At 63.1% G+C, this 25,987-nt stretch carries 15 protein-coding genes; 3 read left to right on the top strand and 12 right to left on the bottom strand.

Annotated elements, in window-relative coordinates:
- Nucleotides 1-34: 34 nt before the first annotated feature.
- Nucleotides 35-5,008, bottom strand: a complete 4,974-nt coding sequence (locus tag OX958_RS31405; RefSeq protein WP_270133776.1) for an AAA domain-containing protein — start codon at nt 5,006-5,008, stop codon at nt 35-37.
- A 614-nt stretch (nt 5,009-5,622) separates the two neighbouring features.
- Here OX958_RS31405 and OX958_RS31400 point away from each other — a divergent pair.
- Nucleotides 5,623-6,321, top strand: a complete 699-nt coding sequence (locus OX958_RS31400) for a TY-Chap2 family putative peptide chaperone (protein WP_270133775.1) — start codon at nt 5,623-5,625, stop codon at nt 6,319-6,321.
- A gap of 57 nt (nt 6,322-6,378) precedes the next feature.
- Here OX958_RS31400 and OX958_RS31395 read toward each other — a convergent pair whose 3' ends face one another.
- The 6 genes from OX958_RS31395 to pglX all read right to left on the bottom strand — a co-directional run bounded on the left by OX958_RS31395 (nt 6,379) and on the right by pglX (nt 18,427).
- On the bottom strand, nt 6,379-7,341 hold the full coding sequence (locus OX958_RS31395; RefSeq protein ID WP_270133773.1) for a DUF6308 family protein: 963 nt from the start codon (nt 7,339-7,341) through the stop codon (nt 6,379-6,381).
- Between the two features lie 131 nt (nt 7,342-7,472).
- The gene (locus tag OX958_RS31390; protein ID WP_270133772.1) at nt 7,473-9,611 is read right to left on the bottom strand and encodes a DEAD/DEAH box helicase; all 2,139 of its coding nucleotides are present in this window, start codon (nt 9,609-9,611) and stop codon (nt 7,473-7,475) included.
- 5 nt (nt 9,612-9,616) lie between these two features.
- Nucleotides 9,617-10,972, bottom strand: a complete 1,356-nt coding sequence (gene brxD / locus OX958_RS31385) for a BREX system ATP-binding protein BrxD (protein WP_270133771.1) — start codon at nt 10,970-10,972, stop codon at nt 9,617-9,619.
- Nucleotides 10,972-13,740, bottom strand: a complete 2,769-nt coding sequence (gene pglZ, locus OX958_RS31380; protein WP_270133769.1) for a BREX-2 system phosphatase PglZ — start codon at nt 13,738-13,740, stop codon at nt 10,972-10,974. The genes brxD and pglZ overlap by 1 nt, the downstream gene beginning before the upstream one ends.
- Entirely contained in the window at nt 13,737-17,489 is a 3,753-nt protein-coding gene (locus OX958_RS31375) for a DUF6079 family protein (RefSeq protein WP_270133768.1), read from the bottom strand. Before OX958_RS31375 ends, pglZ begins: the two co-directional genes overlap by 4 nt.
- Before the next feature lie 32 nt (nt 17,490-17,521).
- Nucleotides 17,522-18,427: a BREX-2 system adenine-specific DNA-methyltransferase PglX gene (gene pglX, locus OX958_RS31370; protein WP_270133767.1), complete on the bottom strand. Its 906-nt coding sequence runs from the start codon at nt 18,425-18,427 to the stop codon at nt 17,522-17,524.
- Here pglX and OX958_RS31365 point away from each other — a divergent pair.
- Nucleotides 18,403-18,657, top strand: a complete 255-nt coding sequence (locus tag OX958_RS31365; RefSeq protein ID WP_270133765.1) for a tyrosine-type recombinase/integrase — start codon at nt 18,403-18,405, stop codon at nt 18,655-18,657. The two genes, pglX and OX958_RS31365, sit on opposite strands and share 25 nt — an antisense overlap.
- Before the next feature lie 62 nt (nt 18,658-18,719).
- Here the strand turns inward: OX958_RS31365 and OX958_RS31360 are convergent, their stop codons facing one another.
- The 4 genes from OX958_RS31360 to OX958_RS31345 all read right to left on the bottom strand — a co-directional run bounded on the left by OX958_RS31360 (nt 18,720) and on the right by OX958_RS31345 (nt 23,154).
- The gene (locus OX958_RS31360) at nt 18,720-19,394 is read right to left on the bottom strand and encodes a DUF7002 family protein (protein WP_270133763.1); all 675 of its coding nucleotides are present in this window, start codon (nt 19,392-19,394) and stop codon (nt 18,720-18,722) included.
- A gap of 60 nt (nt 19,395-19,454) precedes the next feature.
- Nucleotides 19,455-21,119, bottom strand: a complete 1,665-nt coding sequence (locus tag OX958_RS31355; protein ID WP_270133761.1) for an adenylosuccinate synthetase — start codon at nt 21,117-21,119, stop codon at nt 19,455-19,457.
- The gene (locus tag OX958_RS31350; protein WP_270139185.1) at nt 21,116-22,432 is read right to left on the bottom strand and encodes an ImmA/IrrE family metallo-endopeptidase; all 1,317 of its coding nucleotides are present in this window, start codon (nt 22,430-22,432) and stop codon (nt 21,116-21,118) included. Before OX958_RS31350 ends, OX958_RS31355 begins: the two co-directional genes overlap by 4 nt.
- A gap of 233 nt (nt 22,433-22,665) precedes the next feature.
- The gene (locus OX958_RS31345) at nt 22,666-23,154 is read right to left on the bottom strand and encodes a nucleoside triphosphate pyrophosphohydrolase family protein (RefSeq protein WP_270133760.1); all 489 of its coding nucleotides are present in this window, start codon (nt 23,152-23,154) and stop codon (nt 22,666-22,668) included.
- Nucleotides 23,155-23,460: 306 nt separating this feature from the next.
- On the opposite strand from OX958_RS31345, the gene purB reads away from it, so the two are divergent.
- Nucleotides 23,461-24,735 carry an adenylosuccinate lyase gene (gene purB / locus OX958_RS31340; RefSeq protein ID WP_270133758.1) on the top strand — a complete coding sequence of 425 codons (1,275 nt, stop codon included), beginning with the start codon at nt 23,461-23,463 and terminating at the stop codon, nt 24,733-24,735.
- 124 nt (nt 24,736-24,859) lie between these two features.
- Here purB and OX958_RS31335 read toward each other — a convergent pair whose 3' ends face one another.
- On the bottom strand, nt 24,860-25,141 hold the full coding sequence (locus OX958_RS31335) for a hypothetical protein (RefSeq protein ID WP_270133757.1): 282 nt from the start codon (nt 25,139-25,141) through the stop codon (nt 24,860-24,862).
- Nucleotides 25,142-25,987: the final 846 nt, after the last annotated feature.

The raw sequence follows: 25,987 nt of genomic DNA, 5'->3' as shown, positions 1-25,987 counted from the left end.
CAGAATTGTTTGATAGATAACGGGAAGACTTCTTTCAGTCCTGAACTTCGACTACAACAGCCCGCTGGAGACCCCGCGGCGTCTCGAACTCGACCGTGTCCCCAGGCTCTGCGCCTTCGATGGCCCGCGCAAGATCAGTAAGGGGGCTGACCGGCAGCGTGTCGGTAGGAAGATCATTGGCATGCGGCACGATGGTCACGAACAGCCGATCGCAGTCGTCGTCGCCCGGGTACTGGAGCCCGATAATGCATCCGGGCGTAACCCAAAGGCCGCCGCCGTGCGACGGATCCACGGTTGACTGCGACAGCACTCGCTCAAGGTGGTGCAATCGGGTCTCTAGGTCATCACGATGTCGTTCCTGGTTTACAAGCTCGACATCGTGCGATCGTCCGTCAACGGCTCTGATGGGCGGCGGATCACGGAGCCATCGTTGGATGGCCGTGGCTTCCTCTTGAACTCTTCTTCGTGCGACTGAAGAGAGCAGCATCTTCCCGCTGCGGAACCGCTGCACCGGATGATCATCGATCTGGGGCTTGTCAATGACGGTGGCTGTTGAGGCTGCCGGCGCAACGATCGTGGTTACATCGGTCGAGTTGCCTGGTGAGAAGGGCTCATCAAGTAGTTCATCCGCTGCACTGCTGACGGGTACCGCGGCGGCCTGAACCTCGACATGTGTGGCTATAGCGTCTTGAATCGTCTGCTGACCCCAAGTTGGCTGAATCTCCAGGTCCTCGAGTTGTGCCCAGAGTGGTTGGAGAGCTTGTTGCGGATCCCGGAAGAAGACGCTGCCTCGAACGCGCCAGAAGGTCCAGCCGACCCGTTCGAGGTCTCGCTGCCGGGCCGCGTCGTCCAACGCTGCCTCGCCGTCATGGAATGCATCGCCGTCGCATTCGACGGCTAGTCGCTGGGTGCCGCCTTCGATAACCAGGTCGATTCGATAGCCGCCGACCTTAACCTGCGGGCGCACGCGGAATCCGCGCTCGCGTGCGGCGAGGAAGACGCGTTGCTCAAATAGGCTATCGAAGGCCGGATGACGGCGATCAGGCAGAACGTCACCGATATCGAGCGCATCCTGCTGTCCCACAGGCTTGAGCAGGTAGCGCAGATAACGCTGCCGCAAGTCTTTGCCGGACAAGTCTCCTGGCTGAACACTATGGAACAGCCATACCTGGTCCCTCGCACGGGATGCCGCGACGTTGAGGCGCTGTTGATCGGATTCTTTGCTGAGTGTGCCGATGCGGGCCGGGCCGATTGTCGACTGGAGACTCGAAACCATCGAGATGAAGATGACGTCTCGCTCATCACCTTGGAACGCCTCGGCGTTGCCGGCGCGCAGCTTTCGTTCCTCGACGAGGCGGACTCCCAGGGCGTCTACCAGCCGCTGCATGATCAGTTTGTCCTGTGCGTGCCCGAGCAAGGTGATGACGCCCATGGACTTGCCGTCGTACGCCGGATCGGCACAACACTTCTCGATCTGAGCGACGATCTCGTCGGCTTCGGGTTCGTTGACAACGTCCCGGCGGCCGGATACGACGGCGCCCTTGACGTAGGTCGTGCGCAACGGTGGCAGCCGGTCGGCACCATACTGCCGCAGAGGCACTAGCGCACCGTTGTAGCACAGCTCATTGGAGAAGCCGATGATCTCGGGCATACAGCGGAAGTGCTCGCGGAGCATGATGCGCGACGCCATGCCGACTGCCTGGTCGAAGAAGCTGTTGAGGGGGCCGAACAGGGCCTTGTGTTCAAGCGGCGCTAGGTAGCGGTCCTGCAATGTAAAGACAGCTTCGTGGTCCAACCCCACGTTCGATGGACTTACCTGCTTGTCATCCCCAACGACAACCAGCCGAGGAGCCAACCAGGACAGCAACAGTCCTTCGAGTCCGGATTGACTGGCCTCGTCGACGATAACGACATCGAACAGATTCGGCCGATCGACCGGAACGGTGTCGAAGACCTGGTGCATCGGCATGATCCATGCAGGAACTGCGCTCTGGCATTCCTGAAGACTCTGGCGAGCATCTTCGCGATACCTGCTCACGTATTTCCCGGTGCCTTTACCCGCCTTGCGCACGGCCTGGGCGTACATCTTTAGGTGGGTGGACTCTCTTGGGGTAAGACGTCTGAGTGCATGCGCCCAGCCCCTGTTGGTCGCGAGTCGCTCCAATGCTGCCCGAATGTCTACCTCAGCGGCGTCGAGCGACTCCCGCCATCGTTGTTCAGCGAGTGGATCGGTCTTGGCGGTCAACCTCTCATCCCACACGGACCAGGCCCAGGCCTCGGATAGCCGGTGCAATCGCTCGTCCCAGGCCGGATCTGAGCTTGTCTGCTCAATGCCTGCAACAAGATCCGGTGCTGCAGTCGCAACGTCCTGTCGAGACTGACGCAGTCGCTCGAGGACCGTATTTGCTTCCCTGGCTGCTTCCAGAGCGTGGAATGCCGTTCGGTACTCGGCTGGGTCCCACCTGCTGAGGGCTTTTGCACCTTGTTGGACGGCCGCGACCGAGCCTGCCGCCTGATCGTCCAACAGTCGCTTCGTCCGATCGACCGAAGCTCGAACTACCTCATGAAGAGCGACGAGATCCAGCGCATCCAGCGCCCTGACTAGCCTAGCGATGCCGTCGCTCCCGCCAAGATCCACGGCGGGCATTGTGGGGAATTCCTGCAGCCGTCGCTCGACGACGTGGACCGCATCTGCAAAAGACAGGACATCGGCGAGGATCTTGTTGTCATCGACAAGGACTGCGATCCGTTGCGCGAGCGGTAGGGTTTGCGGCTGCGCGTAGCCCCACATTGCTTCTAGTGGTACCAGTACCTTCTCGACCATGACTTGAGAATGAGCGGGTCGCAGACGTTTCAGATCGTCAATCTCCCGGCCATCGACACGGACCTGATCCAGGAACGGCGAGGCAACCTTGGCGATCTTGGATCGCCCGAGAAGCCCTTTGAGCTTGCCACCCTGGTTCAGGTGATCGAATAGGGCGGCGGCGTGCCCGGCGGCCTCACCAAGGTCAAGAGCATCAAGCCCCGTGACAGCATGTCCATCGATACCTGCAAGCCACGACTCTTCATTGATGATGCCGGCCGCGGTCATTTCCTGTCGCTGCCGCCAGACGCGGTCTCGGCCGCTGAGCACCGCACTCTGAGCCTCGGCAGCCCATTCCTCGGTACGGCGACCAAGCTCGCCCCGACGACGGCCCAGGTCACTCAGCACGCGGCGGATCTCGTCCCGTTCGGGTGTCTCTGTGTTCGCAAGCGCGACGAACTCCTCTGTTCCCCGAGCCTCGATCAGATCCGCTTCACGCGCGTTCAACTCGGTTCGCCGCTCGGCAAGTCCCTCAAAATCGGTCGGCTGTACAAGCTCGGTAAGCTGTGGGACTCCTCCGGCCAGTGCCCGCAACTCAGGGGTCGCACGACGCGACAAGTCCAGGAACTCGGTCACGTCGGCCACGCTGACATCGAGTCGATCGGACGTGGCACGACCAAGCCAACCTAAGGCGTTGGCCTCCCGCGCAAGGCGTTCGGCGATCTCCTGCAATGTTCCGGAGTAGCTACCGACGTCAGGACCATAGACGTAGGTCTCGTGTTCTCGAATCGAGCGCAACTCGGAAAGCGCTGTCTGCTCACGCTTCCGAGCGGATGTCAGACGCCTCCGAAGGTCTGCTGCCTCTCGCTCGGCGGCTGTAGCATCCCACCGGTCAGCCTTGTCCAGGATGGTTGTCACCGATCGCTCGAGGTCCGCCTGCCCCCTCACGGCATCGTCGGTGACACTGACGCACAGATCGCTGACTTCGCTCGGCAGCTTGTCCTTGAGAACCGTCAGGGCGCGCGTGGTCGTGCTTGTAACAAGGACTCGTTGCCCATGGGCAAGCAGGTCACTAACTAGGTTCGCGATCGTGTGGGTCTTGCCTGTCCCTGGCGGGCCTTGGACGACCACTGTTTGATGATCGGCCAGCCGCTCTCGGATCAGACGTTGTTCGTCGTTTGCCGGCTTGGGGAAGTAAACCTCTTCGTCGGCATATGCCTGTTTCCAGGACCGCTGGTCAGCATCGAAGACGCGACCGTCAGTAATTTCAGCGAACTGCCGCAGACCCGACGGCACCTCTTGGCCAGCGCGCAGCATCGCGATGATCTGCTCACAAGCCGCGACGAACGACCTCTTGGTTCGCTCGCGCAGTATCAGAGCGGGTGCGAACGTTACGGTGGGCTCCTTCGCGCCAGCGCCGCTTGCCGGCGGCAACTGCGCGGCAACAAAGGCAGCGTCAGGGCCGGATCCGTTCACCCATGACCGGAGTAAAACGGTCACGCCGTCCGGTTCATCGCTCCATGGATCGTTAAGGCTTTCGAGCCCGGTACGGATTGACTGGCGAAGGATGTCAGACGCAGTGTCTTGTGGATCCAGCATGTCCTCCTCGAGCGCCGGTGGCCTGGCGTCCGGGGAAGGCACCACAGTCAGCCGTCCCGAGTCCAGATCAAGCTCGATCGTTGCGGCCATCGTGACGAGATGTCGCCGGACATCCTGGCTACCAGACCTGGTGGTGAGGCATCCGAGTCCGAGAACGATTTCATAGGTCTCAGCGAGAGCACGCGAGTCCTGGTACATCGCATAAATCCGGTGGTACGCGTCGCCGACGGCGGCTCGTGGCCGATCGTCTGCCGCCCATGCCTGCCAGACCGGCGCCCAATCGCCAAGCGCATCGGGTACCTCGGGAGAATCCTGCAGCAGTAGCTCTTCGGTAACCGTCTCGAGATCACCTTCAGGCGTCACGACCTGAACCGCCCGAGCCGCAACAGGACTTAGCGATGGAATCGTTCGCGAGGAGTCGCGCAATGATTTCTCAGTGATCCACGGCTTGAGAAGCTCCGGTGGCGACGGAGGCGGAACTCGCTCGACACGGTCGATCGTCAGCCACAGGGTGGGATCGCCGGTTCCCTGCCCGAAGCGCAAGCCGTCGGCCACGGGCAGGTGACCAAACCACATTACCGACCGGTATGCATCGACCGAACGCACGACTTTAGTTCGTAGCCGCTGCAGTTGAACCAGAAACTCGAAGATCCGTGCAGCTCGATCGTTTAAGGACCCGTCCGGCACAGACGAGCCCACCCCCTGTGACTCCACTGTCTTCCCCCAGCCTCATCCGCCCCTAACAAGCCCCGGCATCACCGACCCCAACGGGTTGCTGGCCCCCCAGCCAGCATGGGCTTGAACTCGCAACCGTAGACCCGCGGAGCGGCCTACGCCACACTTCGATGATCGCTGTAGCTCACCTAGCGTTACGGCGGGCACAAAATCCGAAGGCCGCGGGCGCTCAAGAGGAGCATTGAGAAGAACGTGCGAGTGAGATTGAGCGGTGTCGGAGAGCCTTGCGCCCTCGGAGTTCCAGAGCGATGAGCTGACGGAACTGCCCGCGGCGTAACGATCAGTCACATCGTGGCCCAGGCAGCGAGGTGCGACCCCCACAGGGCCGATGGGTGATCAACATGAACCACCTGGCATCGAAGCTTCTTCGCTCTTGGCATCTGAGCAGGAAGAGGCTATGTACGAGGCAGCGCTGACACCGTCGGTGGAGCATCTACCAGGAAATATCGAAGGCCGCTGAGTCTTAACTGCAGAAGGAAAAATCTATGACCTTAAGTCCGACCGTCGTCGAGGCAGCGTCATGGCGTCTGGCAAGCGAGATTGCCCGTCGGCACCCTCAACTCATTCGTATCGCACGTGAGCATCCTGGCGGCGGTCAATATGATGTATTGGCCCTAAGATCGATTGCCGGATTAGATATTATGCTCAATCGCAGCGGCACAATTCAGGTACACAGTCGTCACGATCATGGCGTCTGCGACTGGGAGCCAACTGAATGGATCGACTATCTGCGCAACGAACCTCGGGAGTTCATGAGGCGACTTGAAGTGGCTGCGGGGCTGCCATCTGTGGCAATGGTGCCGGCGAGTACGCCAGCGACTCTGGTGTACAGGGTCATAGCAGGGATCGCTGCGACGTCGTTCATGACCGTGCGTCCGATCGAGATCGAGCCTGGCTATGTTGACACCTCGGGCTACGGCGGTGGTCCCGCGAGCTGGCTCGATATGTTCCCAGTCAGCGGTAGTCTCCGGCGGCCGCTGACGGATGATCCGTTTGGTGAATCTGGGTATCGGTTCTGGATGTGTAAGCGGCCGGGCCTGATGCTGGCGTTCGAGACGAGCAGCGGCAGTGCGTGGGCAACGACGGGCACGCCAGTTGACCTGATGCAGACTTACCAATCAGTGGATCGTGATATCGACGCACTTGCACTCACAGTCATGCGACATGGGGCTGCCGACGAGTGAACTGTCCGGCAGGCAGGCTTGCAGCCGCTTCATGGCAACTAGCCTAGGTCGCCGGGTTTATGTCAAAGGCTCGTTCAGTGGATCTCCGACCGAGAGGCTGCCGGCGGCACGCCAGGCGACTATGTCGAGAGCGCGGAGGTGGCTGATCGGCGGGTTTGTAGCGAGGTCCGCGATTTCAGACCAGGTTTCGTGCTGGTCAACTAGGTCCTTGCGCATGGCCATTGCTAGAGCGACGAAGAAGTCGCCCCATGGACGACCTCGCTGGGGTGGCACCGGTGCCCGCTCAGTGTCTTGGTAACAGCGGCGGATGCGTTCGTCGTAGAGCGGAATGAAGCCGGGCCTTTTGCGATGCAGGATCTTCGCAAGAATCGTCCCCCGGACGTCTGGGATCCTGTGCTCGTCGAGCACTCCGAACAGCATTCGGATCGGCTTAAGATCCTTGTCCTCAGCGCTGATCAGTTGGGCACCCTGAGGGATTTCTGTCAGCCACTCCTGCAATCGGGGCCGTTGTTGCTGCAAACCGTAGTAGGCCTTAAGGGTGAGCCTGTTGACATTGAGCAACACTGGCGCAAGCAAGTCTGCGTCCTCAATGCGGTTCGGGTCCGATTGCGCTTGGTATGCGTCGTATGCCGGGTAAGCCCAGGTGGCAGATCCTGTTAGGTATTCGCGGGCCAAGCCGATGGCTCGCTCACGTTCAATGAGCGCACCGCCAACGCGAACGATGCCGTAGTCCAGCGGTGTGGCCTCTGGGCTCGCCGTCTTCGCGCGAACTTTGGGGTGCGCTCGCTCGAACGCGCTGACTAGTAGTTGAGCTAACTGCTGTGCCGGTATGTCGAGGGGGACAGTGACGTCATATTGCATCGGGGAGCGCTTTGTGATGTGAGTAAAGGTCAATCGAAGAAGGCCGAGGCCGTCTTCTACTACGGTAGCTTCAACATCCTCAACGTGCGTCCGCAAGGCACCGAACGGGCCACTCGGCTTGAATCCGATCTCCGCAAACGTGCTGCGCCAGTCTGCCATCAGCGGGTCACCTTGGGCCAACTCGCGAAGCAATTCAAGATGGCACCTTCCTTCCATAATTTCGATGGATAAGACCTCTAGTGACAGTTTTGGGACACGCAGCCGTTGTCATCGAATGGTCGCAACTTAGTTCATTTCGCAGTCGGTATCGCGTTCTCAATTCGCTTGTGTGCCACCGAGGCAGCGCCCTGCCAGTCGGCGCCACGTGCGGCCAGGGTTTGTAGAGCGAGTTGGGGCGGCAGAAGTTCCGAGAATTTGAGCTTCTTCAGGGCCTGTTGGCTGATCTCTGGCACCACCCCGGCCAGATCTTCTCCGAAGCGGCTTCGGGCTTCACGCATGGCGGCCCTGACCGCGACGGCCGTCGCGTCGGACCGTAGCGAGAGGTTCAGATTGCTGAAGGTCCACTCATCCAGCAGGTCCGGAGCGGTTTGGCCGATGGCCGCCGTCAAGACCGCGTTGGCTCGAGCCCCCGCGAAGGTCCACCAACGCAGTCGTGAGCTCTCCTCTGCGATCACGGTTGCGTTATTGCTGACCCGTGGATCGAAGGTCTCGCGCAAGTTGGCGAGGCGGTCGACTGCACGCCGGCTCAGCTCTGTTTTCGAAGGGTCTGCACCGAGCAGCACCCGCCGAATCGCGTCGGAGAGCTCGAAAGAGTATGGCTGGGGATCACCGCTCCACTTGGACTTTCCGAGCCCGTCACTCGGTTCGACGTACGCACGACGTCGCTTCCAGTCGATATGGGTCACCTGCCACGGCCGTCCTGCAAGGGCGATCACACGCGGCCCGTCGGTCTTGGTGGTCAGCAGCATCGGATCAACGCTGCCGATCTCTGTACGTCCGTGCAGCACAGCGACCTCGGGTGCGGCTGTGAAGATCGCCAGCAGCTCCATGAAGTTGCGTGGCCCATAGCGTCGTTCTGCCGTCGGGCCAACGAAAGCCAGCCCGGAGTCCACATCCAGATGCCCGGTGTCGAGGAGCCACTGCTTGATGAGCGCGAGCTCATCGCCTGTCGCCAACCCGAGCTCGGCTATCCATGTCGACTCGAGGTCGACATCGATATGGCCGTTCTGTAGGGCAGCTCCGAGGAACTGCTGTGCTGCTACGTGTCTTGGCTCAGGTGGTGCAACCACGGCCTCGACAAACCCCTCGCTGAGCAACAGGAGAAGACCCAAAGACCGCGCGAACTCCACGTCATCCAGAGCCAGGAACGTCATGTTCCGGGTCGTTCCCGGGCGGCGTCCGGTGCGCCCGAGTCGCTGCAGCAGGGATGAGACGGAGTTGGGAGCGCCGATTTGGATGACGCGGTCGAGGTCTCCTACGTCGATTCCGAGCTCGAGTGTGGATGTCGAGACAATGACGCAGTTCCGTGCCTCGGAGAAGGCGGTCTCGGCTCTTCGTCGCTCGTCCAGTGACAGCGACGAGTGCGATACGAAAGTCTCGACCTCCCGTTCGCGTAGCCGAACCGCCAGATCCTCGACGGTACGCCTCGAGTCGGCGAAGACGAGCCGCTTCTCGCCAAGGTGCATCTGAGCCAACACGGCCGCCGCATTGCCAACGTTTCCTACGTAGTCGAGGGCTAGCTCGGGAACCACATTCGTCTCCACGGGCGGCGCAACCACCGTGGCAGGCCTCGATCCCAATGTCCGTCCTTGGAGCCACTCAAGCAGCTCTGCCGGGTTTCCGACGGTTGCGGAGAGCCCCACTCGTTGCAGCGGCCGGCCAGCGAGAGCTGCCAGTCGCTCCAGCACCGCGAGTAGGTGCCATCCGCGGTCGTCTTTGGCGAACGCGTGGACCTCGTCCACAACGACCGTGCGCAGTTCGCCGAACATCCGCGGTGCGTCCAGCAGCGGCGAGACCAGCATGGCCTCGAGCGATTCGGGCGTAGTAAGCAGGATCGAGGGGCGTTCGAGGACTTGGTGCCTGCGCGCGCCTGCAGTCGTGTCGCCGTGTCGGGTGTACGCCGCTCGCCCAAGCCAACCGGCATATGTCTCCAGGCGTGGCTGAAGATTGTTCAGCAGCGCCTTGAGCGGGCACACGTAGAGAACAGAAAGTCCTCCCCATCGCTCGCTCTCCATCCGGCTAAGCAACGGGAACATTGCGGCCTCGGTTTTACCGCCCGCAGTCGGCGCGAGCAGTACGGCGTCTGACCCCGCGAGCAGTGGCTCAATGGCCTCACTCTGCAGAGGGCGGAGTTCCGACCACCCGAGGGTGTTGACGATGTGGTGCTGAAGGACCGGATGGAGGCGATCGAAGGGCTGTACATCGGCCATCACTGTCAGGCCTCGTCTCCAACATCCAATTGGATGTCATCTAGGGACGAGGTGTTGTTGGAGCTGCGCCCTCGTGCTGCGCGCTCGACATCGGAGAGCTCCGATGCGTCGACGGTCAGGGCGTAGTGGACACGCGGATCGAAATCCTCGTACTGGTCAACACGGTCGAGGACGTCGACCACAAGCTTCTTGAGGAATACGCGAGGCGCAATGCCGACCCTGCCACCAAAGGCTCCCGCAACCGCATCGGCCAACGTTTCGATGTATGCGTCATCGACGATCGAGCGTATGCGATCGCTGTGATCGCTGCCCGCCGCGTACAGGTCACGCACCTTGTGTCCCAGAGCCACCAGCGCGACATGGTCGAACCCGGGAAGCCGGATCTGGACCGCCCGCGGGTTGTCGAACCGGGCATCGGTGCCGAAGTCTGTCAACAACCGCTGCGCAAGTGGTGCCAGCCGCGATACCCCGGACGGCCCGTCATAGAAGGCCGGTGTTCCGGTGATGAGCAGATAAAGGCCCGGGTAGCGCCCGGCGTCGATCTCGTCGATCAGCTGTCGTAGAGCGTTGAAGGCCTTATCGCGCACGTCGCCCCGGACCCGCTGGAGGGTCTCCACCTCGTCGAGCACGAGGATGAGACCCGGGTGCCCTGCGTCGCGGAGCACGGTCAGAAGTCCCTGCAAGAAACCCATTGCTCCGAAGTGGTCCAGCTCTCCCCGAATCCCGGCCGCACGCTTCGCCGAGGCTGCAACCTGCGGCTGTCCACCCATCCAGGCGGCCAGACCGTCCGCGGTCGTGCGGTCACCAGCGCCTATGGCGCGCCGATAGCCTCTCAGCGCCTGAGCGAAGACGGGTGTCCGTGAGCTGACTTCTCCCAGTCGTTTTTCGAGCAGCAGATCGACAGCCTCGGCCATGGCTGCATCTCCGGCTGCCTCGAGCGACGGGTCCGCTCCCAGTGCATCGGATTCCAGGGTGAAGAGCCACGAGTCGAGCACGGGCCGGAACGCACTCGGTGGGATCGACGAGGCTCGCATCGATTCAGTCACCCGGCGATAGACGGTCTCTAGCCGGTGCAGCGGGGTCTGCGTCTCGGAGATCTGTACCTCCGCACTTGCGAAGCCACGGCGTAGCGCACGCTCTGCAAGGTGTCGAGTAAAGAACGTCTTGCCCGCGCCGTACTCCCCACGCACAGCCTTGAACACGGCGCCACCGTCGACGACCGTGTCCAGTTCCTCATCGATGGCAGCCTCGAAACGGTCCAGACCCACCGCAAGGAGGTCGAGCCCATACTCAGGCACTGTGCCCCGGCGAAGAGCGTTGATGACTTCCCGGCGCCGGCGGCTGGAGACATCCTTCGCCATCAACGCACCTCGAACTGCTCGCGCAACAGTCGCTCGTCCAGGACAACGGTGGACGTGTGCGGGTCAGTGCCGATAACGGCGTACCCCTCGACGTTGAGCAGCTGCTGAACCTGCGCCAACGCGCCTCGCAGGCGAGTCTCGTTAACCGACAACGCTCGCGCGGCGATCGTCATGGGCAGGCGTGTCGCCGCAGCGACGGTGAGCGCGTCGATGAGGGCGGCGACCTGCTCGTCTTTGACGATAAGGCGACCGGCGACTCTTCGCTGCGCGCGGTAGACCTCGCTGCGGACTACAGCATCGCCGAGTTTCTGCGCGGGTGCTGACGCCTCGGGGGAAGCTATCTCGTCGAAAAGGGTTGGTCCGAGGTCGGGCTTGTTCTTCTTCGAGGTCTTAGCTAGATCGCGCGTGCCGAGTGGCAGGGGCGCTTGGACCGGCTCGATCGCCGCGTTTTCCTGGGTGAGCCACCACGTCGGGACCTGGGGCGGCAGGAGCGCCAGGCCGAGGGGGTTGCTGTCTTCATCGGGAACGAGCACGGCGATAGGTACGACAACCTCGGCGGCGCTGGCTCCTCCGTGGTAACCGGCTTTGAGGGGGCCGTAGCGCAGACTCTCATCGACAGCGAGGACAGCGCGGTGATCCGGCGTGAGAACACGGTCGCCGGAGACCTCGATCTCGCCCTCCTCGACCGTCCCTGTCGCAGTCCTGGAGCGTCCGCTCGTGATGTCGGCGTAGGACCGCTGGGTGCCATGGCGTCGCTCGACGACGTGGCCGTGGTCGGCCGTGATGACCACGGTCCGTCCGGCCGCGCGGGCCCGGGCCAGGATCGGTTCGAGGTGCTTGACCGCATCCGCGGTCCAGGTCGTGCCAGCCGGGTCGCTGCGGTCGAGCGCGTCGTCGATGGTGTTGAGTACGACGGTGACGAGGTCGATGGTGCGGTCGTCGATGGCTGTACTTACGTCAGCGCTCACGGACGAGCCGGCCGCGGTGGAGTCGACACCCTTCTTGTGAAAGAGGGCGGCCTTAATCTTGCCTGCCTTGACCGTCAGTTCTTCGTAACCCCGTCGCTCGACGTCCTGCTGGCCCTGGCGAAGCTGGCCGCACAGTAGCGAGGCCCTGCTCACCTCGGTCAGTGATGGCAGGACCGACAAGCCGGCAGCCCGGCGTCCAGCGCTCGCGCCTGGCAGTTCGGCCTCGAGCCACTCGAGTCGAGCCGTTGCGTCCCCGACGATCTCCGTGGCGACTGCCGCACTCATGCCGTCCATGACAAACAGGAGCAGCGGAGTCTTTCTTGCCATGGGGATGACGACGCCGGGCAGCACTGCCTCGAGAGGCCAGACGGTCGGGTCGATGGCTTGGGAGAGGATGCCGTCCAACCGGGTGGCCTGGGCGAGCGCGGTCGCGAATTCACGCTCCTCGGCCTGGCGACGCTTCATCGCCGCATCGGCGACCACGCCGAGGTAGCGCGCCTGGTGTGGGTCCTCGACGCCACGGTGGACGTCGTTGATCGCGGCATCGACCCATGCGCTCTGGTCCATGTGGCGACGGGTGAGCGCAACCAGCTCGCTCTTCGTGACCCCGTCATGGATGAGGAGCCATCGCGAAAGCCGGACCGCAGCTGCGAAGGCCACGGTGAGCGGGTCCGCCGGACGGCTCAGCAAATGAGCGCGGACGAGGGACCATGCAGCTTCGACGTCGCGGCCTGCGGTTGGTGCGGGGTTTGGTGCGATTGTCGCAGCTAGGGCGTCACACAGACGGGTCAGCCGTGCGTATTGCCCCTGCTTGAGAAGGTCTGAGTGCCCGCTGAGCTGCTCGCCCTGGACCTGGCTGAGTATGGCGCCTGCCCGCTGCAGGGCTCTTTCCACGTGAGCCCCCTGCCGCGGTTCGGCCGCGAGCTCGGTCAGCAGTTCCGTGGATGCGCTTCCGAGAGCACGCAGTGCCGGGACAGGTGGAATCTCACCGCCCCATCGTGGCTCGATCCGAACAAGCGAGGTGCCGGCGACATGCCGTTCTTCGGCGGTAAGCACCTCCTCAGCAGTGAGTAACTGAATGACCGTGCCCAGCGGGACCAGGTCGGCCATCTCACCCTGCCTGAGCAAGGTCCGAACCGGCCGGGAGGCCGCGCCGGCACGTTCGGCGATCCAATCGAGTGTCTCGTCCGCGAGCCTGTTCCCGAACTCGCCTCGGAGGTCCGCGACCGCGGTCACGCTCGCTGGGCGCATAGTCCAACGCAGGACACCAAGTACGTCGGCTGTGTCGCTGTCCAGGCCAAGATGGATCCGCGCCACGGAGGTCAGCGCGTGTGACCGGGTGAGGACCCCGGCCGGCGCTGCGGGCCAGCCGCTCGGCGGTGTGGCTGCGAGTAGGGCCGAGGCGAGCTCTCTGCTCTGGTGGCTACCGGTCAGAGCAGGGTCGATGCCCGTCGCGGCGAACCGGTGACGCACGGCCTCCCACGGGTCGGGGCTGCGCAGACGTTGCCAGATGAAGTGCGCGAGGACGCCCGCGCCGAGGTCGTCGTCGGCCCGATCCGTGATGACGACCATCCAGTCGCCTTCGCGATGCTCGGTCAGCACCTCGCGCACGGCGAGGGCCGACTCTGCCGGCCGCACTCGGACGACGCGACCGTCGTGATGGAGATCCGCGATGACCGCACGATCGGGCACGCCTCGTAGACCGATCACGCCGGTGGAGTAGTCCTTGTCCCGGGCCTCGTCGATGATTGCGAGGACCATCGAGGAACTAACCGGAGTTGCCGCGACTGTAGCGGTCATTCGAGCACCCGCCATGTCACCTCGACCGCGTCCTCCGGGTGCTCGTCGAGAAATGCTCCTAGTTCAGTGATCACCGCGTCTTTGGTGGTGTCCTTATAGCGCGTGGCCCGGCCGCGCGGGGTTCCGGGCGGAAGCGGCGGCTCGATCGGACCCGGCCCAACGATAGGTGGCGTGATGACGGGCGGCAGATGGTCGGCGAGCCAGCGGAAGATGGCACTGTCCGTGTCGTTGAGAGCCGTACCGATAGCCGTGACAATCTCGTCCGCCTCGAGTGCTGCGCGGAGGCGATTCACGATGTTCGCAGCCTGGTTGGCGGCTGTGCCCTCGGACTGCATAGCCTGCACCAACGGCCCGAGCCGTTCCCAGTGGAAACGATCGATCGCGCTGGTCACCGAGGCCGCCGTGGCCAGCGACTTACCGGCAGCAGAGGGCGACGCACCGAGGTCGGCCGCAGCGACTCGCCGTACTAGCTCGAGGCCAGTCAGGTGGCGCAGGTGTTGCACCAGCTCGGCGGTAGCGTTGGCCGTCCTGAATCGGTCGCTGTCGGTCACGTCGAGGCGAGCGTTCGCCGATTCCAGCGCGCTCACAAGACCGGGCGCAGCCACAGCGAACTCCTTCGCCTTCTCCGTCACTTGGTGCACGAAGTCAGCCACCGCCGGAGCAGTCAGGTGGGCCGCGCCGTGCACACCAAGCAGCCCGCCGGCGACGGTGGTTGCCTCGGTCCACTCGGTCGTGGTGGGCATGGGCTGAGTCCGCAGCTCCATGCTCGGCGCGAGCATCCCTGGCTCAGGCACGGCGCCAAGGGCTTGCTCGTGCTGGAACCAGGCCCGCTGACGCAGTGCCGCCCAGGTGATGATGACGAGGTCACTGACCTCCTGGCGCAGGCCTTGGGCTGGCTTGACCTCATCAATCCAGCGCCGGAGTTCCACAACGGTCACGGGATCGTGAGGGATGGCACCACCCTCCTGCTCGCGGCGCCCCAGGGCCCGCTCGATCTCCTGGCCCCAGGGGCTGAAGCGGTCGTCACCAAGGATGTAATGCGTCTCCGCAGCGGTCCCGACACCGAGCGGTCCCGCTATCCGCCGGACGGCACCGACGTCACCTTGCAGTTCGACCCGCTTCTCGCGGTCGGCGACTGCGCGAGCGACGTGTGCAGCCACGGCTCGCAGATCCTTCGCCTTGACCTCGACGTCGCCGGGCTCGAAGTTCGGGTGGCCCGGATAGGTCGCTTCGAAGGCCTGCGCCAGCAAGTTGTCGAACGCGGCTCCGAGCGTTGCTCCCACCGGGTTGGCCGGGGCGAAGGATCGATCCAAGGAGACGAGAGTCCGGTCGTGCGACGCGTCATCGAGCAGGACGCCAGGACGTACTGACGCGGCGCCGTATGCCTGCTGGATGGCGTCTTCGAGGCTGCGGCGCAACGTGTTCCGCTGAGATTCGAGGATCCCTCGCGCCACGGCTCGGTCCGCCTCATTCAGGTGATCCGCGTGGCTCTGCCACCGATCCCCGCTACCCTCGAGAAGCCAGTTCAGGATGACGAGTCGGCGTAACTCTCGAAGCTTCTCGTCGGACAGGAACTTCGGCAGCCAGACGATGGTCGGCGACTGGAAACCTCGGCTTTGCATGTCATCGAGCCGCCGCAAGTCCTCCGATGACGAATGACCGGCGTCGTCGAACGGGTGATCAACGACGACGCGCCACGTTCCGGCGTTCGCTATGAAGTGATCGTCTGAGAGCCAACTACGGTCGCGGACGTTACCGAAGATAACGTCCACCTCGCGTCGAGACCCGCGCCAGACCAGCTGGTGATGGTGCGCGCCTTGGATGTCCTGCTGGTCAAGCTCGATGCCGAGCCCATCGCTGACAAGGCTCTTGATGAGCTCACGTCTGCGACCGTCGTTGTCCTCGCCCTTGGCCCTCTCGACGATCGACTCGTAATCGACCTCGGAGAGCTGGACCCGGATGGTCGGATTGCGATCGTCGTCGTCGAGGTGGATCTCCGGGACATCGCGAGCCCAGGTGCGAATCTTCGACAACACAAGGGAGGCCTCGCCACCCGGGAGTGGAGACACAAGCGAGCCGTGATTGAGCGAAGCCAGCCGCGACGCGGTCAGCGCCTTGAGCGCCGGAACATTCGGTGCGACGGCAGACAAGAGCAGCGTCTTGGCAAGCCGGTCGTCCGTCCTGAACGGTGACGGCACGCTCGCCGGCTGGTCTTCGATGGTCTGCTCGTCAATGCCGTGCATTCTCAGCAGGAGTGGGCGGAGCTTCTCGGTGTAGAGCTTGTTGGCTGACCTGAACAGCGCAGCGGCCTGCGCGTCAAGCGCCTGACCGCTCTGGCCCTGGACGATGAGGTCGAACGAGTCACCGACTGGGATGATTTCGTCGATAGTCAAGGCGTCCCGCCGGTCCACGAGCATGTGCTGCATGACCTTGAGGGCGGTGCGCTCCCGCTGCATGACGCTGGCGAGGGAGCGGAGTGTCGAGACCAGTGCGGGAGAGAAAGGATAGGTCAGCGCGAAGGCCTTCTCGTCCGCTCCGCGGTGACGCTCGTCGGTGTTCACGCCGTCCAGCAGGACGTCCCAGACCGCTGGACGACGGTCGATGGCCTTGAAAGCCTCCTCGAGTTGGTGCTCGGCCTCCGGGCTTTTGGGTCGCAGCAGACGTTGGTGGGCGACGTACGGCAGGTTCTCGTCGCCGAGGGCAACGGTTCCGAAACGGCCCTCCTGGTGGCGGAACGCGCGGTCTAGAGCCTCCTGCTCCGAGCCACTCGCCCCGGAGTCCGCGAACCAGCGACGTAGGTCCATCTGCCGCGCGACGAACGAGATCAGCGGGATCGCGCGGCCACCGATCGCGGACTCCACCAGCTTCGTCAGCTTCTGCGACTCGCGCCGGAAGAACTCTCGGTCCTGCACCGAGAAGGCGAGCCAGAGCACGAGTTCGTCGAGGAACAGGACGACAGCGTCATAGCCCAGGGCCTTGCTGTGGCTCGCGATTGCGGCCAAGCCGGTGTCGAGATCGACGAACTCCGCCTGCTGCGTGTACGCCGTGAAGTACGTCTCGACGAGCGCTGTCGCCAGCTGCATGCGCAGGTCGGTCGCGGGCGACGCCGCACGCGCCTCGGCATAGCGCTCCGCATCCCACGAACCAGCGCCGAGGATGGTGGCCCACGGGTCGCCTTTGTCTCCGTCCGCCTCCGTACCACGGTTGAGACCGCCGAAGAAGCGCTCATCCCCGAGTCGCTGACGCAGTCCCTCCGCATCGTCGAGGAGTGCATCTGACTTGTGGATCGCAGGCAACGGTGCCCCGGGGTGGAGCTCGCGGACCTGTCGGATGTAGCCCTCGAACAGCGCCTGCTCCATCGTCCTCGCACCGAGCAAGTGGAAGGCCAGCGGGAGGATCTTGCGCTCGTAAAGTTGGTGGTCGTGTTTGGCAATGGCGGCCTGCAGTTCCGCCTTGGCTCTGGCGGCCGGCTCGTGCCGGAGCAGGGCGTGCAGCACCGCCATGAAGTGCGACTTGCCGGACCCGAAGGAGCCAGTAAGGAAAGCCCCGCGGCTGACGCCGGAGCCGACTGCCTCGCTGACGAGTCCAAGGGCCGAGTCGAAAGCGTCTGCGATCGCGTCGGTGACGACATACTCGTCGATCGTACGACTCGCCGCCTCGTGGCCGACCGAGTCGGTCAGGCGCAGGACATAGTCTTCGGCTCCCGCGCGTTCGGGGATGTCGATGACGTCTCGGAGCAGCGTGCTCACGTAGTCTCCTCGGTTCTTCTCGTCGCCATGTCTCAGGCCTTCGCCTTGCGGCCGCGAGTGGCCGCCGCGGGCCGCCAAGCCTTGAGCTCGTCCAGGGTCTGGTGAACCTGAAGCGCACGGTCGCGCAACTGCTCCTCACAGAAGTCCGCGAGGTTCAGCCCGTAGGTCTCGTCGACCTCATCGTGCCACTGGCGCACCCACGGCTGAAGCTCGGCCAGACCGGCTACGAGCGGCAGGAGCTGTTCCTCCTGCCAGCCTTCCTGTTCCCGGTCACCGATGATCCTCGCCAGGGCTAACGCCTGCTGCGCGTGATCCCAGCCTGCCCACCCGAGCAGTTCGGTCGGATCGGTCTCTCGGCCGGCGTTGGGGTAGAGGATGAACCGTTCCTTCGGTACGTCGAGCTTTCCCCGATGCTGCCACCATGCCGTCTTCCGAAAGTCCGCAGTCGTGTACTTCGGCGGTACCGGGATGGCGCCAACCTTCTCTCCCGCGTCCTCACGGCGCTGCAAATCCCAAGTGTTCTCCCACGCCTCCCGCTTGCGCAGCCCGGAATCCTTGAGGCGGTTGGCCGCCAGGAACGGCACACTCTCACCATCCAGGAGCGCGGCGAGCTGTTGCGTGACCGTTTGGTCCTTGCGACCCGACCACAACTCCAGTACCGAAACGAAGTCGGAGTCACGGGAGACCACGTCAGCGAGCTGCGCCACCGACCGGGCCACGGCGGCCTGGCCTTGCGCGTCGAACCAGAAAGTCCTGTCCTCCAGTCGATCGAGGAGCCAGCCACGGAGAGCCCGTTCGACCTGCTTGTCCCACGGCTCCGATGCCCAGCGTCGTTTGTGCTCCGGCTTCTCGAGCAGGCGGATAAACTTGTCGGACTCGATGAGGTCCAGCCGCCGCTGAACTAGGTCCCGGTATGCCGCTGGCCAGTGGGACGGCATCTCCGTGGGTTACCGCTCACGTCTTTCGGAAGACGACGGCGACGATTCTTGAGGATGCCGGGCAGACGCCACGGAGAATTGCTGACCAGCTCGGGCATTCGAGGATCTCGACCACAGTCGACGAGTACATCGGCCGGAGAGCACGGAACCCGGAGGCGGCCGGGCACTTGGAGGATGCGTTGCGGAGCATTCATGAGCAAGACCGGTTGCCGGAAGGCCTTGAGCGTTAGGAGCACTCCGGCCGTCGGGGCCGGTGGAACTCGGCCAGGTTCGTCCTGTTCCTGTGGGCCGATCAACTAGCGGATCGCTCGTAGAGAACGTCGATCACGTCGGCTCCGCGGCGTCTTTCGACCTTGAGGACGAAGTTGGACACGTCGGGGACTCCACCGATGACCGCGAGTTCAACCGCCGCATCCCTCAGAGATCGGCCTTTGCGACGTTCGGCGAAGGGAAAATTCTCAACCGTTGTGAAGGTGTCACTGCCGCGCTTAGGGGCGTTGGGAAAGATGGTGGCACCTGTGTTTATCCCGGCGAGGCGGACGTCATCTCCGTGTGCGGCAAGTAGCTCAGTCGTATCGAGAACCAACACGTCATGGGTGGCGTCCCGGTAGAGCTTTGCTCCCAGCAGCTTGGCGAGTCTGTCGGGGTGGAGCCAGAAGAAGACCCGATCGTTGAGCACCTCGAGCCATTCCTGCACTGTCATGTCTGTCAGCGCAGGACGAAGATTGTGCTCTTTCAGGGGTCCTTGGTCCCGAACCGTGACGGGTCCGAGCACGGGATGCTGCAGGGTGTACGAGCGTGGCCGGCGTTGCTTGAGTATGGCTTCCTGCGTGGCCTCATCTGGCGCACATGCTTCGACGAGCTGCTCGGTAGTCATCAAGCCGACCTGCTGGATGCCGGGCCAGCTACCCGCCTCCGCCATGTGATGCAGGCGAGGATAGTGCTCGATCAACTCCGCATGTTCCATGGGGCAGCCTCTCCTAGATTGCGGTGCTCAGAGCTCACATGTGAGCATCGAAGAGCTGCGTTACCAGCGCCGACGGTCTATGACGCTGCGAACATCGAATCGGGTCGTCATCAAACTAACCGGTACACCCGATACCCGTTCGACCTCCTCAACGAACTGAATGGTCCGATCGGTCAACTGGTCGTAACGCTGTGCTTCGCGGTTCTGAACGTCTAGGTAGTCGGCGAAGGTGAGGGCCAGATCGGTAGCACCGTTCAGCTCGACACTGGAGCGCAACAAGGCCCAGTCGAACTCGGCCAACCGGCGTTGGCGATTGCTGACCGATCCCTTCTCGGTCCTCACCAACTCCTCAAGCGGTACGCCAGATCTACGAGCGAGCTCCTCGTAACTGATCTCTTGGGACATTGGGCCCGAGGTCTTACCCTCATTATCTGGATCCTGGACCCGAATCGGGTAGGTACGCGCCACGAGGATCACCCTTCGCAGCCGTCTGGGCCCAATGCCGGATTCAGCCAGCGTGCCTGGTGTCGTCGTGTCTCGGCTCGTCACATGGGGGTAAAACCCGTGATAGAGGCTTAGCGCTGTTCCCTGCGTCCCCTCCAGCAGCACCCTGCGGCCATTGCGGAAGTTCTCGTCCAGGACTTCTTGTGATGACCTGATGTAGGCCCTCAACTCGATCGCATCTTTTGCCAGACGAACCGGTGTTGTGACTGCTTTGTCGCTGCGACCCAAGATTCGTCGCGCAGCCGCTGCACCACCACCCTTCCCCGTCGATCCGATGTCAGCAACCAGCGACTGTTCGAGATCCTTGTCTGCTTGCTCGATGATCATTGCCTGCGGATCGATGCTCAGCCGGCTTGCTTCGACGGAGCAGTCCGAGATCTCTCGAAGGAGAACCTCAATGTCCAGAGTTGCGCCTGGCCCGATAACTAGCTGAGCTTCAGCGTTCGCTTGCGTGCCCGAGGGCAGAAGGCGATGCGTGTACGCCGTCGGGAGCGGAACCTTGTGGCCGGCGTTCGGGCCACCCACGCGCATCAACACGTCATACTCTCTGGCCAGGTAAAAGGCCAGGTTTCCCTTTCCCTCGCTGCCGTACTGGCCGCCAACCAAGACGTCGACAAGGCGGTCGTCAGCACGAGGCAGTAGCTGCAGGGCCGCGGCTGCCCGAATGAGAACGTCGCGGATGTTGCTGCGTTCAGTGTCGATGGCTACGTCCGCATCCGAGGCAAGATCGCGCACGCCAGCCTCAGTGGGATCAGCTGCTACTTCGTCATAGCTACTCAGCTCTTGCAGTCCCGATGTGTCCCCACGCTCCGCGTAACGATGTGCCAGTACATCCTGCGACGAATAAAGGTGCAGGTGAACTACGTTGCCGCCGAAGGCGGCACGGAGTTCGTCGATCTGCTTCTTGATGCGGACCGCATCCACGATGAACAAGGACGTGAGCCCTACATCACTGACCTGCAGATCGCTGGCGCCGGACACTTTCCTACTCACAGCATCGGCAACCCAGTGACCGTCTGTTTCGGTGTCCAGCTGAGTGCCGAAGCGTTGCATCGCCGCCCGCTCTGACAGCAGCTCGACGCCTCGAGTCACCGCCATCTCGCGGAGCAATTCTTTCGTGCTCAGGTGGATCGCGCCGTAGGTTCGTGCAAGGCCTTCGGCGACCGTCGACTTTCCTGCGCCGACCGGTCCGCTGATGACGACGATACGTAGCCCCTTCATCGGCGGCTCTCTCCTGCCGGCTGGGATCCTTGTTGTGGCTTGTCGACCTGGCCCTGGGTATAAACCACCGTTGAAATGCCGTGCGCCAGAAGCGTCCGCTCGATAGTCGCCTGGATAAGATCCCAGCGCCCGCCTGCCTGGCCAGCACCAATGCGAGGGATATGAACCTCGGCGCCCCGGTTCGCAGCGACTCGAGCGACCTCCTCAAGCGCCTGGGCAAGCGCGACGTACGAGAGCCTCGGTGACGCGCTGGGACCGTATCCTCGTTGGACGACCATGCTGGCAACGCCGACACTGGGTTCGCCCGATGCGGAGGCGGTGTCAACAACGTGTACGTGTCCGAGCCCTAGGTTCTCGGGTGATGCGATCGTCCATGCTCGGAAGGCGGCCGCTGCGTCAGGGAACCTCCTTTTCAAGGCCGCGGCAACGCCTCGATTGCCCCAAGCTCGCGCGCCGTCGGAAACCACGTGGGCCACCACGACCGGCGCCTTTTGCGCTGCATCGGCGGCCGTAGCAATGTCGGCAGTCACGAAGCGCAGCGCGTCCGGTGCTGTGCGGGATGCCCCGAGCGGCTCAAACAGAGCCAGAACTCTTGGAAAGATGCTGCCTGGGTACGAGGGGATGCCGACTGCTTGTACGGCCATTGCCTCGTTGGCTGCGGTGACCTCGCCTCGAGCCGTTACACCGACAGCTGATGCGTCAGCGAGGGGACTTCCCGGTCCGAATAGGGCCCCTGGCCTCAGGCTGCCGGACCATGTCCTGGAACCCAACACATACTCACACCGCAGGGATGAGCTGGCCGATTCCTCTACCCGGCTGAAGGCGCCTAACGCCATCGGGCGAACCGAGGCATGGACAAGGCGACGTAAGAGGGCTTCGGTGGAGACGTTGAATCTCTTGCGCTGCACCATCAGAAAGTCGATGTCAGTATCGATGTTTACCAGGCCCTCAACCTCAGCTGCCGGCATGAGGAGCTCGGCGGCCGCGACATTGCAAAGCAGCTCGAGCTGCCAACTGTCGTCAGTGGCCATCTGGCCGACCGCGCCCATCGGCGTACGGTGGCGTGTCGCTTCGCCAGCGTCTACGAACAAGGCATGGGCAAGTTCGTGGGCGAGGCTGTATCGCAAACGCCCGCGGGGCCGGGTTGGGTTGTATTCGATGACCAACGGGGTTGCGGAATTGACGAAGTGGCCGAGGGCAGGTGCGGACGGCCGTGCCGGGGCATTCGGCGCTGGAGCCTCGTCGTCTACTCTGTCCGACCTGACCAAGCGAGCATCGCGAACGTCGAATCTCGGTCGGAGTTCGATCCCCATGTGTTCGGCGAGATCGAATGGGTTGGTCGGCGGACCCAAGACTCCTGCGTCAGCGGCCTCAAGCACGAGGCGGCTGACTAAGTCGCTAAGCCTCACCATCGGGTCCTGGTCGCCCGCAAGCGCGCGCACAGACGCGTTCGTCCATTCGAACTCGTCTGTGTTCCCGGTCACAGATCTAGACTAGACCGCGGCTCGAACTTGTGAGCTATGAAGGCCTACAGATGCGGGTTCTGCTAGTTCGTGTGGGAGACGGCAAGCGCGTCTTCCTCGGCACACAAGTCGGCTGTGTTGAACAACGGGAGCTGTTCGTGAAGGATTCTCGCCACATCCGGGGGGGTGTACCTAGACGACTTCATCACCTTTCCGTCCGACCGAAGTACTGGGCGGCCAGCATCGTCTAGCTTGCTCATGTTGGCTCGATGGACCTCAGCGATGGCGGCATCGAGGTCGATTCCATAGGAGATCGCTGACCCGTAAGCGACATAAACGACATCGGCCAAGGCGTCGGCCAAGGCCACGATGTCTCCTGCCTGGGTGGCGTCTGCGAATTCCTCCACCTCCTCACGCAGCAGGCGGACCCGCAAATCTGCTAGCTCGACGCCGATCGCGACTTCTGGCAGGTGCCGGCGCGGGAGGTCAAACGCGCGATGAAACGCGAGAACCTGTGACATGACGCTGTCGATCTCAGCGATGGTGGGCGGCCGATGAGTGTGTGAGGTCATTCTTCCGTTCCTGCTTGGCGCCGGCCCGGAGGCCTGCGTCTTGAGCGTGACACTCGGCATTGCCAGACCGAGTTCGAGCTGCTGAAAATCTGGGCCTGGGTGACTGCTGGTCTCGCCGGCGGCTCGAGTAGCTGCGAGCATGTCGTGGTGGGCGGCAAGGGGCGAACGATGCCCACCGCGACTCGCGGACCGCGGTTTGGGCGCGGACTGGAGTCTGCTCGCCACTACCACGTCGCTAGCCTGCCAGATCGGAACGTTTCACGCGACAGCGGCTCGCGAATGTGTGGATAAGACCGAGGAGACGGCATGCACGACAGATACACCTCGGGCGAGATGGCCAGAGTTTGGTCCGACGAGGCCAAATTAGCTCGGTGGCGGGAAGTTGAACTGGCGGTGTTGGGTGCCCGCGTCGAAGCGGGGGAGATATCCACCGACATCCTGACCGCCGCGGAGGTGATTCCGGCTCCATCACCGCGCGAAGTTGCTGAGGTCGAGGCCGATGTACGCCACGACGTCGTCGCCTTCATCTATGCCTGGACCGCCAATATGGACGATGCGGCGGCCAGAGAGGTCCATCGTGACCTGACCAGTAGTGACATCGTTGACACCGCTCAAGCTCTTGCGCTGACCGCGGCGAGCGACCTTATTCTTTCGGCCACAAGGCGTCTCCTCCTTGCATTGACCGGGTTAGCCATCGCTCACCGGAGCACGATCTATCTCGCCAGAACTCATGGACAGGCAGCCGCTCCGGATGTGTTCGGTCATCGGCTGGCAGACTTCGCATTCGCCGTCGATCGAGCGCGGAGAAGGTTTCGGTCGGCGGTGGAGGAGATAGGTGTCGCGAACATCTCCGGGCCGGTCGGAACTGGAGTTGGTATCGGAGCCGAGGTACCGGAGTTTGTTGCTGCGCGGCTGGGTCTAAGAACGGCGGCAGTCAGCACACAGGTGGTCTTCCGCGATGGTATCGCCGCCTGGCTATGTGCTCTCGCTGTGATGGCTGGGGCCTGCGAGGCGATCGCGACCGAGGTGCGCCTCGGGCAACAAGAGGCGATCCTCGAAATATTCGAACCGGCTGGAGAGCGACAGCAGGGCTCCTCAGCCATGCCCCACAAGCAGAACCCGATCGCAAGCGAGAACGTTTGTGGGCTAGCTCGGGTAGTCCGGGGCTATGTCTCGCCGGTGCTCGAGGACGTTGCACTTTGGCAGCATCGTGACATCTCGCATTCATCCGTTGAGCGGATCGTGCTCCCGGACGCGGCCGCGGTGACTGAGCGGTTGTTGATCACAACGTCTCGGATCGTCGAGGGGCTGGTCGTGGATGCCGACGCGATGAGGAAGAACCTGCTTCTGGCAGGCAGCAAAGCGGTGTCCAGTCGAATGCTGAGCACCCTGCTCATATCGGGGATTGACAGACGCACTGCCACGGCACAGGTGGCTGCGCGAGTTGCTGCCGAGCGTTCACCCAACGGCAGTTCTGAGCTGGACGGGGCGATCGCCGAGGTTCTGGAAAGTAGCAGCCTGGCCAAGGTATTTGACGACGTGCTGAACCTCGCCGAGCGTACGAGGCAGCTGAGGGAATAGGGCCCCGGCCGATGGCCTGCGAACCTCCAGGCCTTCACCCGCACGTCGCCGTGTTAGCTGGCGATGTGGGCTGGACAGTTTGTCTATGCCGGAACTGACGATCCGAACTCGGCTGGCAGCCGTGTCACTGATCGGCGATGTCTGGCCGCCATTGAAGGATTTCAGCATCTAGGTCGCCTTTGCGGATGTCGTTCAAGCCGGCGGCGTACCCGATCTCTGTCGCGGCGATCAGCATCCGAAGGACTGCATCTGGCAGGTTGTTGTAGCTCTGATATCCGGATCCGGACCAGACGTTGGCCATGGCCTCGTAGGCCAACCGTTCATCGCTTCGATCGTGAACAGTGACGGTGTGGAGGGTTGTGACTAGTTCCGTCCAGCTCTCCAGGTCGTACTCCGAGAAAGACATAGCGCCAAGTATCTCTGAACGACTGATACGGCGCTGTAGCGATAGCGGGTCGGCGGTGCTCAGACGGAAGGTCGTGTGGATCGAGCGAGTATCCCGGCCCGGTGCCTGAGAGGCATTGCCCGCTGAGCCTCGTCAATCGGAGTTGGCACCTGGGATCGGCCCGAGCCGCAATCGCCAGTCGCGCGGACGCGCGTCAGTCGGCGGCTCGCGAAGCGCAATGCGCGGGCGGAGCCCGCAGAAGGTCGGGTGGGTGGGAGCGGGCGTAGCTGACGCGACGACGGAGCGGCTGCGGAGCACGCGTGGGTAGAAGAAACCCCAATGCGGTCAATAAGCGGTCAGTTGGCCGCGCCGGGAGCATTCGCTCGCAGGCATATGCCCTGTTCACAGGGCCGACGAGGGGACTCGAACCCCTAACCACCGCTTTCCGGAGCCAGACTTGCCACTAGCGATCGGTAGGACGCATTATTGCTCATGACCTGCGCATATGCCTGATGAGGCATCGTGTAAGCATCCAAGGTTGCTCGTCATCTTTCGCTGAATCACGTGAGTTAACAGGTGAGTAGGAAGCACAGATCTCCAGAGCTCGGGCCGCAAGCGCGGATTTAGGCCGGTAGAAGATGACCCAGGCGAGCTCGTGACCCAGCTCAACATCCGGCACGGACCAAGGCCCGGTTCAGTGCCCCCGCCAGACCTTCACCGGCAGAGCAGCAGAGCAGGATCAGCAGCGGGACGAGAACAGCCGCGGAGACCAGGCCCAACAACGTGCCGCCGAAGCTCGTCCCGTGATCGACCGCTCCTAACGCGAGCTAGACGGCGTCAGGAGTGCGACCCAGGTAGCGAGCCACT

This window comes from Kribbella sp. CA-293567 (assembly GCF_027627575.1).
Lineage (GTDB): Bacteria > Actinomycetota > Actinomycetes > Propionibacteriales > Kribbellaceae > Kribbella.
Note: the sequence above shows the minus strand (reverse complement) of the source record. Positions and strands in the feature narration are given on the sequence as shown.

Excerpts from the sequence above, each read along its gene's own strand:
- OX958_RS31345 (WP_270133760.1), bottom strand. The coding sequence starts at position 23,154 with ATGACCTCACACACTCATCGGCCGCCCACCATCGCTGAGATCGACAGC.
- OX958_RS31335 (WP_270133757.1), bottom strand. The coding sequence starts at position 25,141 with ATGTCTTTCTCGGAGTACGACCTGGAGAGCTGGACGGAACTAGTCACA.
- OX958_RS31365 (WP_270133765.1), top strand. The coding sequence starts at position 18,403 with ATGCCGCTGGCCAGTGGGACGGCATCTCCGTGGGTTACCGCTCACGTC.
- brxD (WP_270133771.1), bottom strand. The coding sequence starts at position 10,972 with ATGGCGAAGGATGTCTCCAGCCGCCGGCGCCGGGAAGTCATCAACGCT.
- OX958_RS31395 (WP_270133773.1), bottom strand. The coding sequence starts at position 7,341 with ATGGCAGACTGGCGCAGCACGTTTGCGGAGATCGGATTCAAGCCGAGT.
- OX958_RS31400 (WP_270133775.1), top strand. The coding sequence starts at position 5,623 with ATGACCTTAAGTCCGACCGTCGTCGAGGCAGCGTCATGGCGTCTGGCA.
- OX958_RS31360 (WP_270133763.1), bottom strand. The coding sequence starts at position 19,394 with ATGGAACATGCGGAGTTGATCGAGCACTATCCTCGCCTGCATCACATG.
- pglZ (WP_270133769.1), bottom strand. The coding sequence starts at position 13,740 with ATGACCGCTACAGTCGCGGCAACTCCGGTTAGTTCCTCGATGGTCCTC.
- OX958_RS31355 (WP_270133761.1), bottom strand. The coding sequence starts at position 21,119 with ATGAAGGGGCTACGTATCGTCGTCATCAGCGGACCGGTCGGCGCAGGA.
- OX958_RS31350 (WP_270139185.1), bottom strand. The coding sequence starts at position 22,432 with ATGGGGATCGAACTCCGACCGAGATTCGACGTTCGCGATGCTCGCTTG.
- purB (WP_270133758.1), top strand. The coding sequence starts at position 23,461 with ATGCACGACAGATACACCTCGGGCGAGATGGCCAGAGTTTGGTCCGAC.
- pglX (WP_270133767.1), bottom strand. The coding sequence starts at position 18,427 with ATGCCGTCCCACTGGCCAGCGGCATACCGGGACCTAGTTCAGCGGCGG.
- OX958_RS31390 (WP_270133772.1), bottom strand. The coding sequence starts at position 9,611 with ATGGCCGATGTACAGCCCTTCGATCGCCTCCATCCGGTCCTTCAGCAC.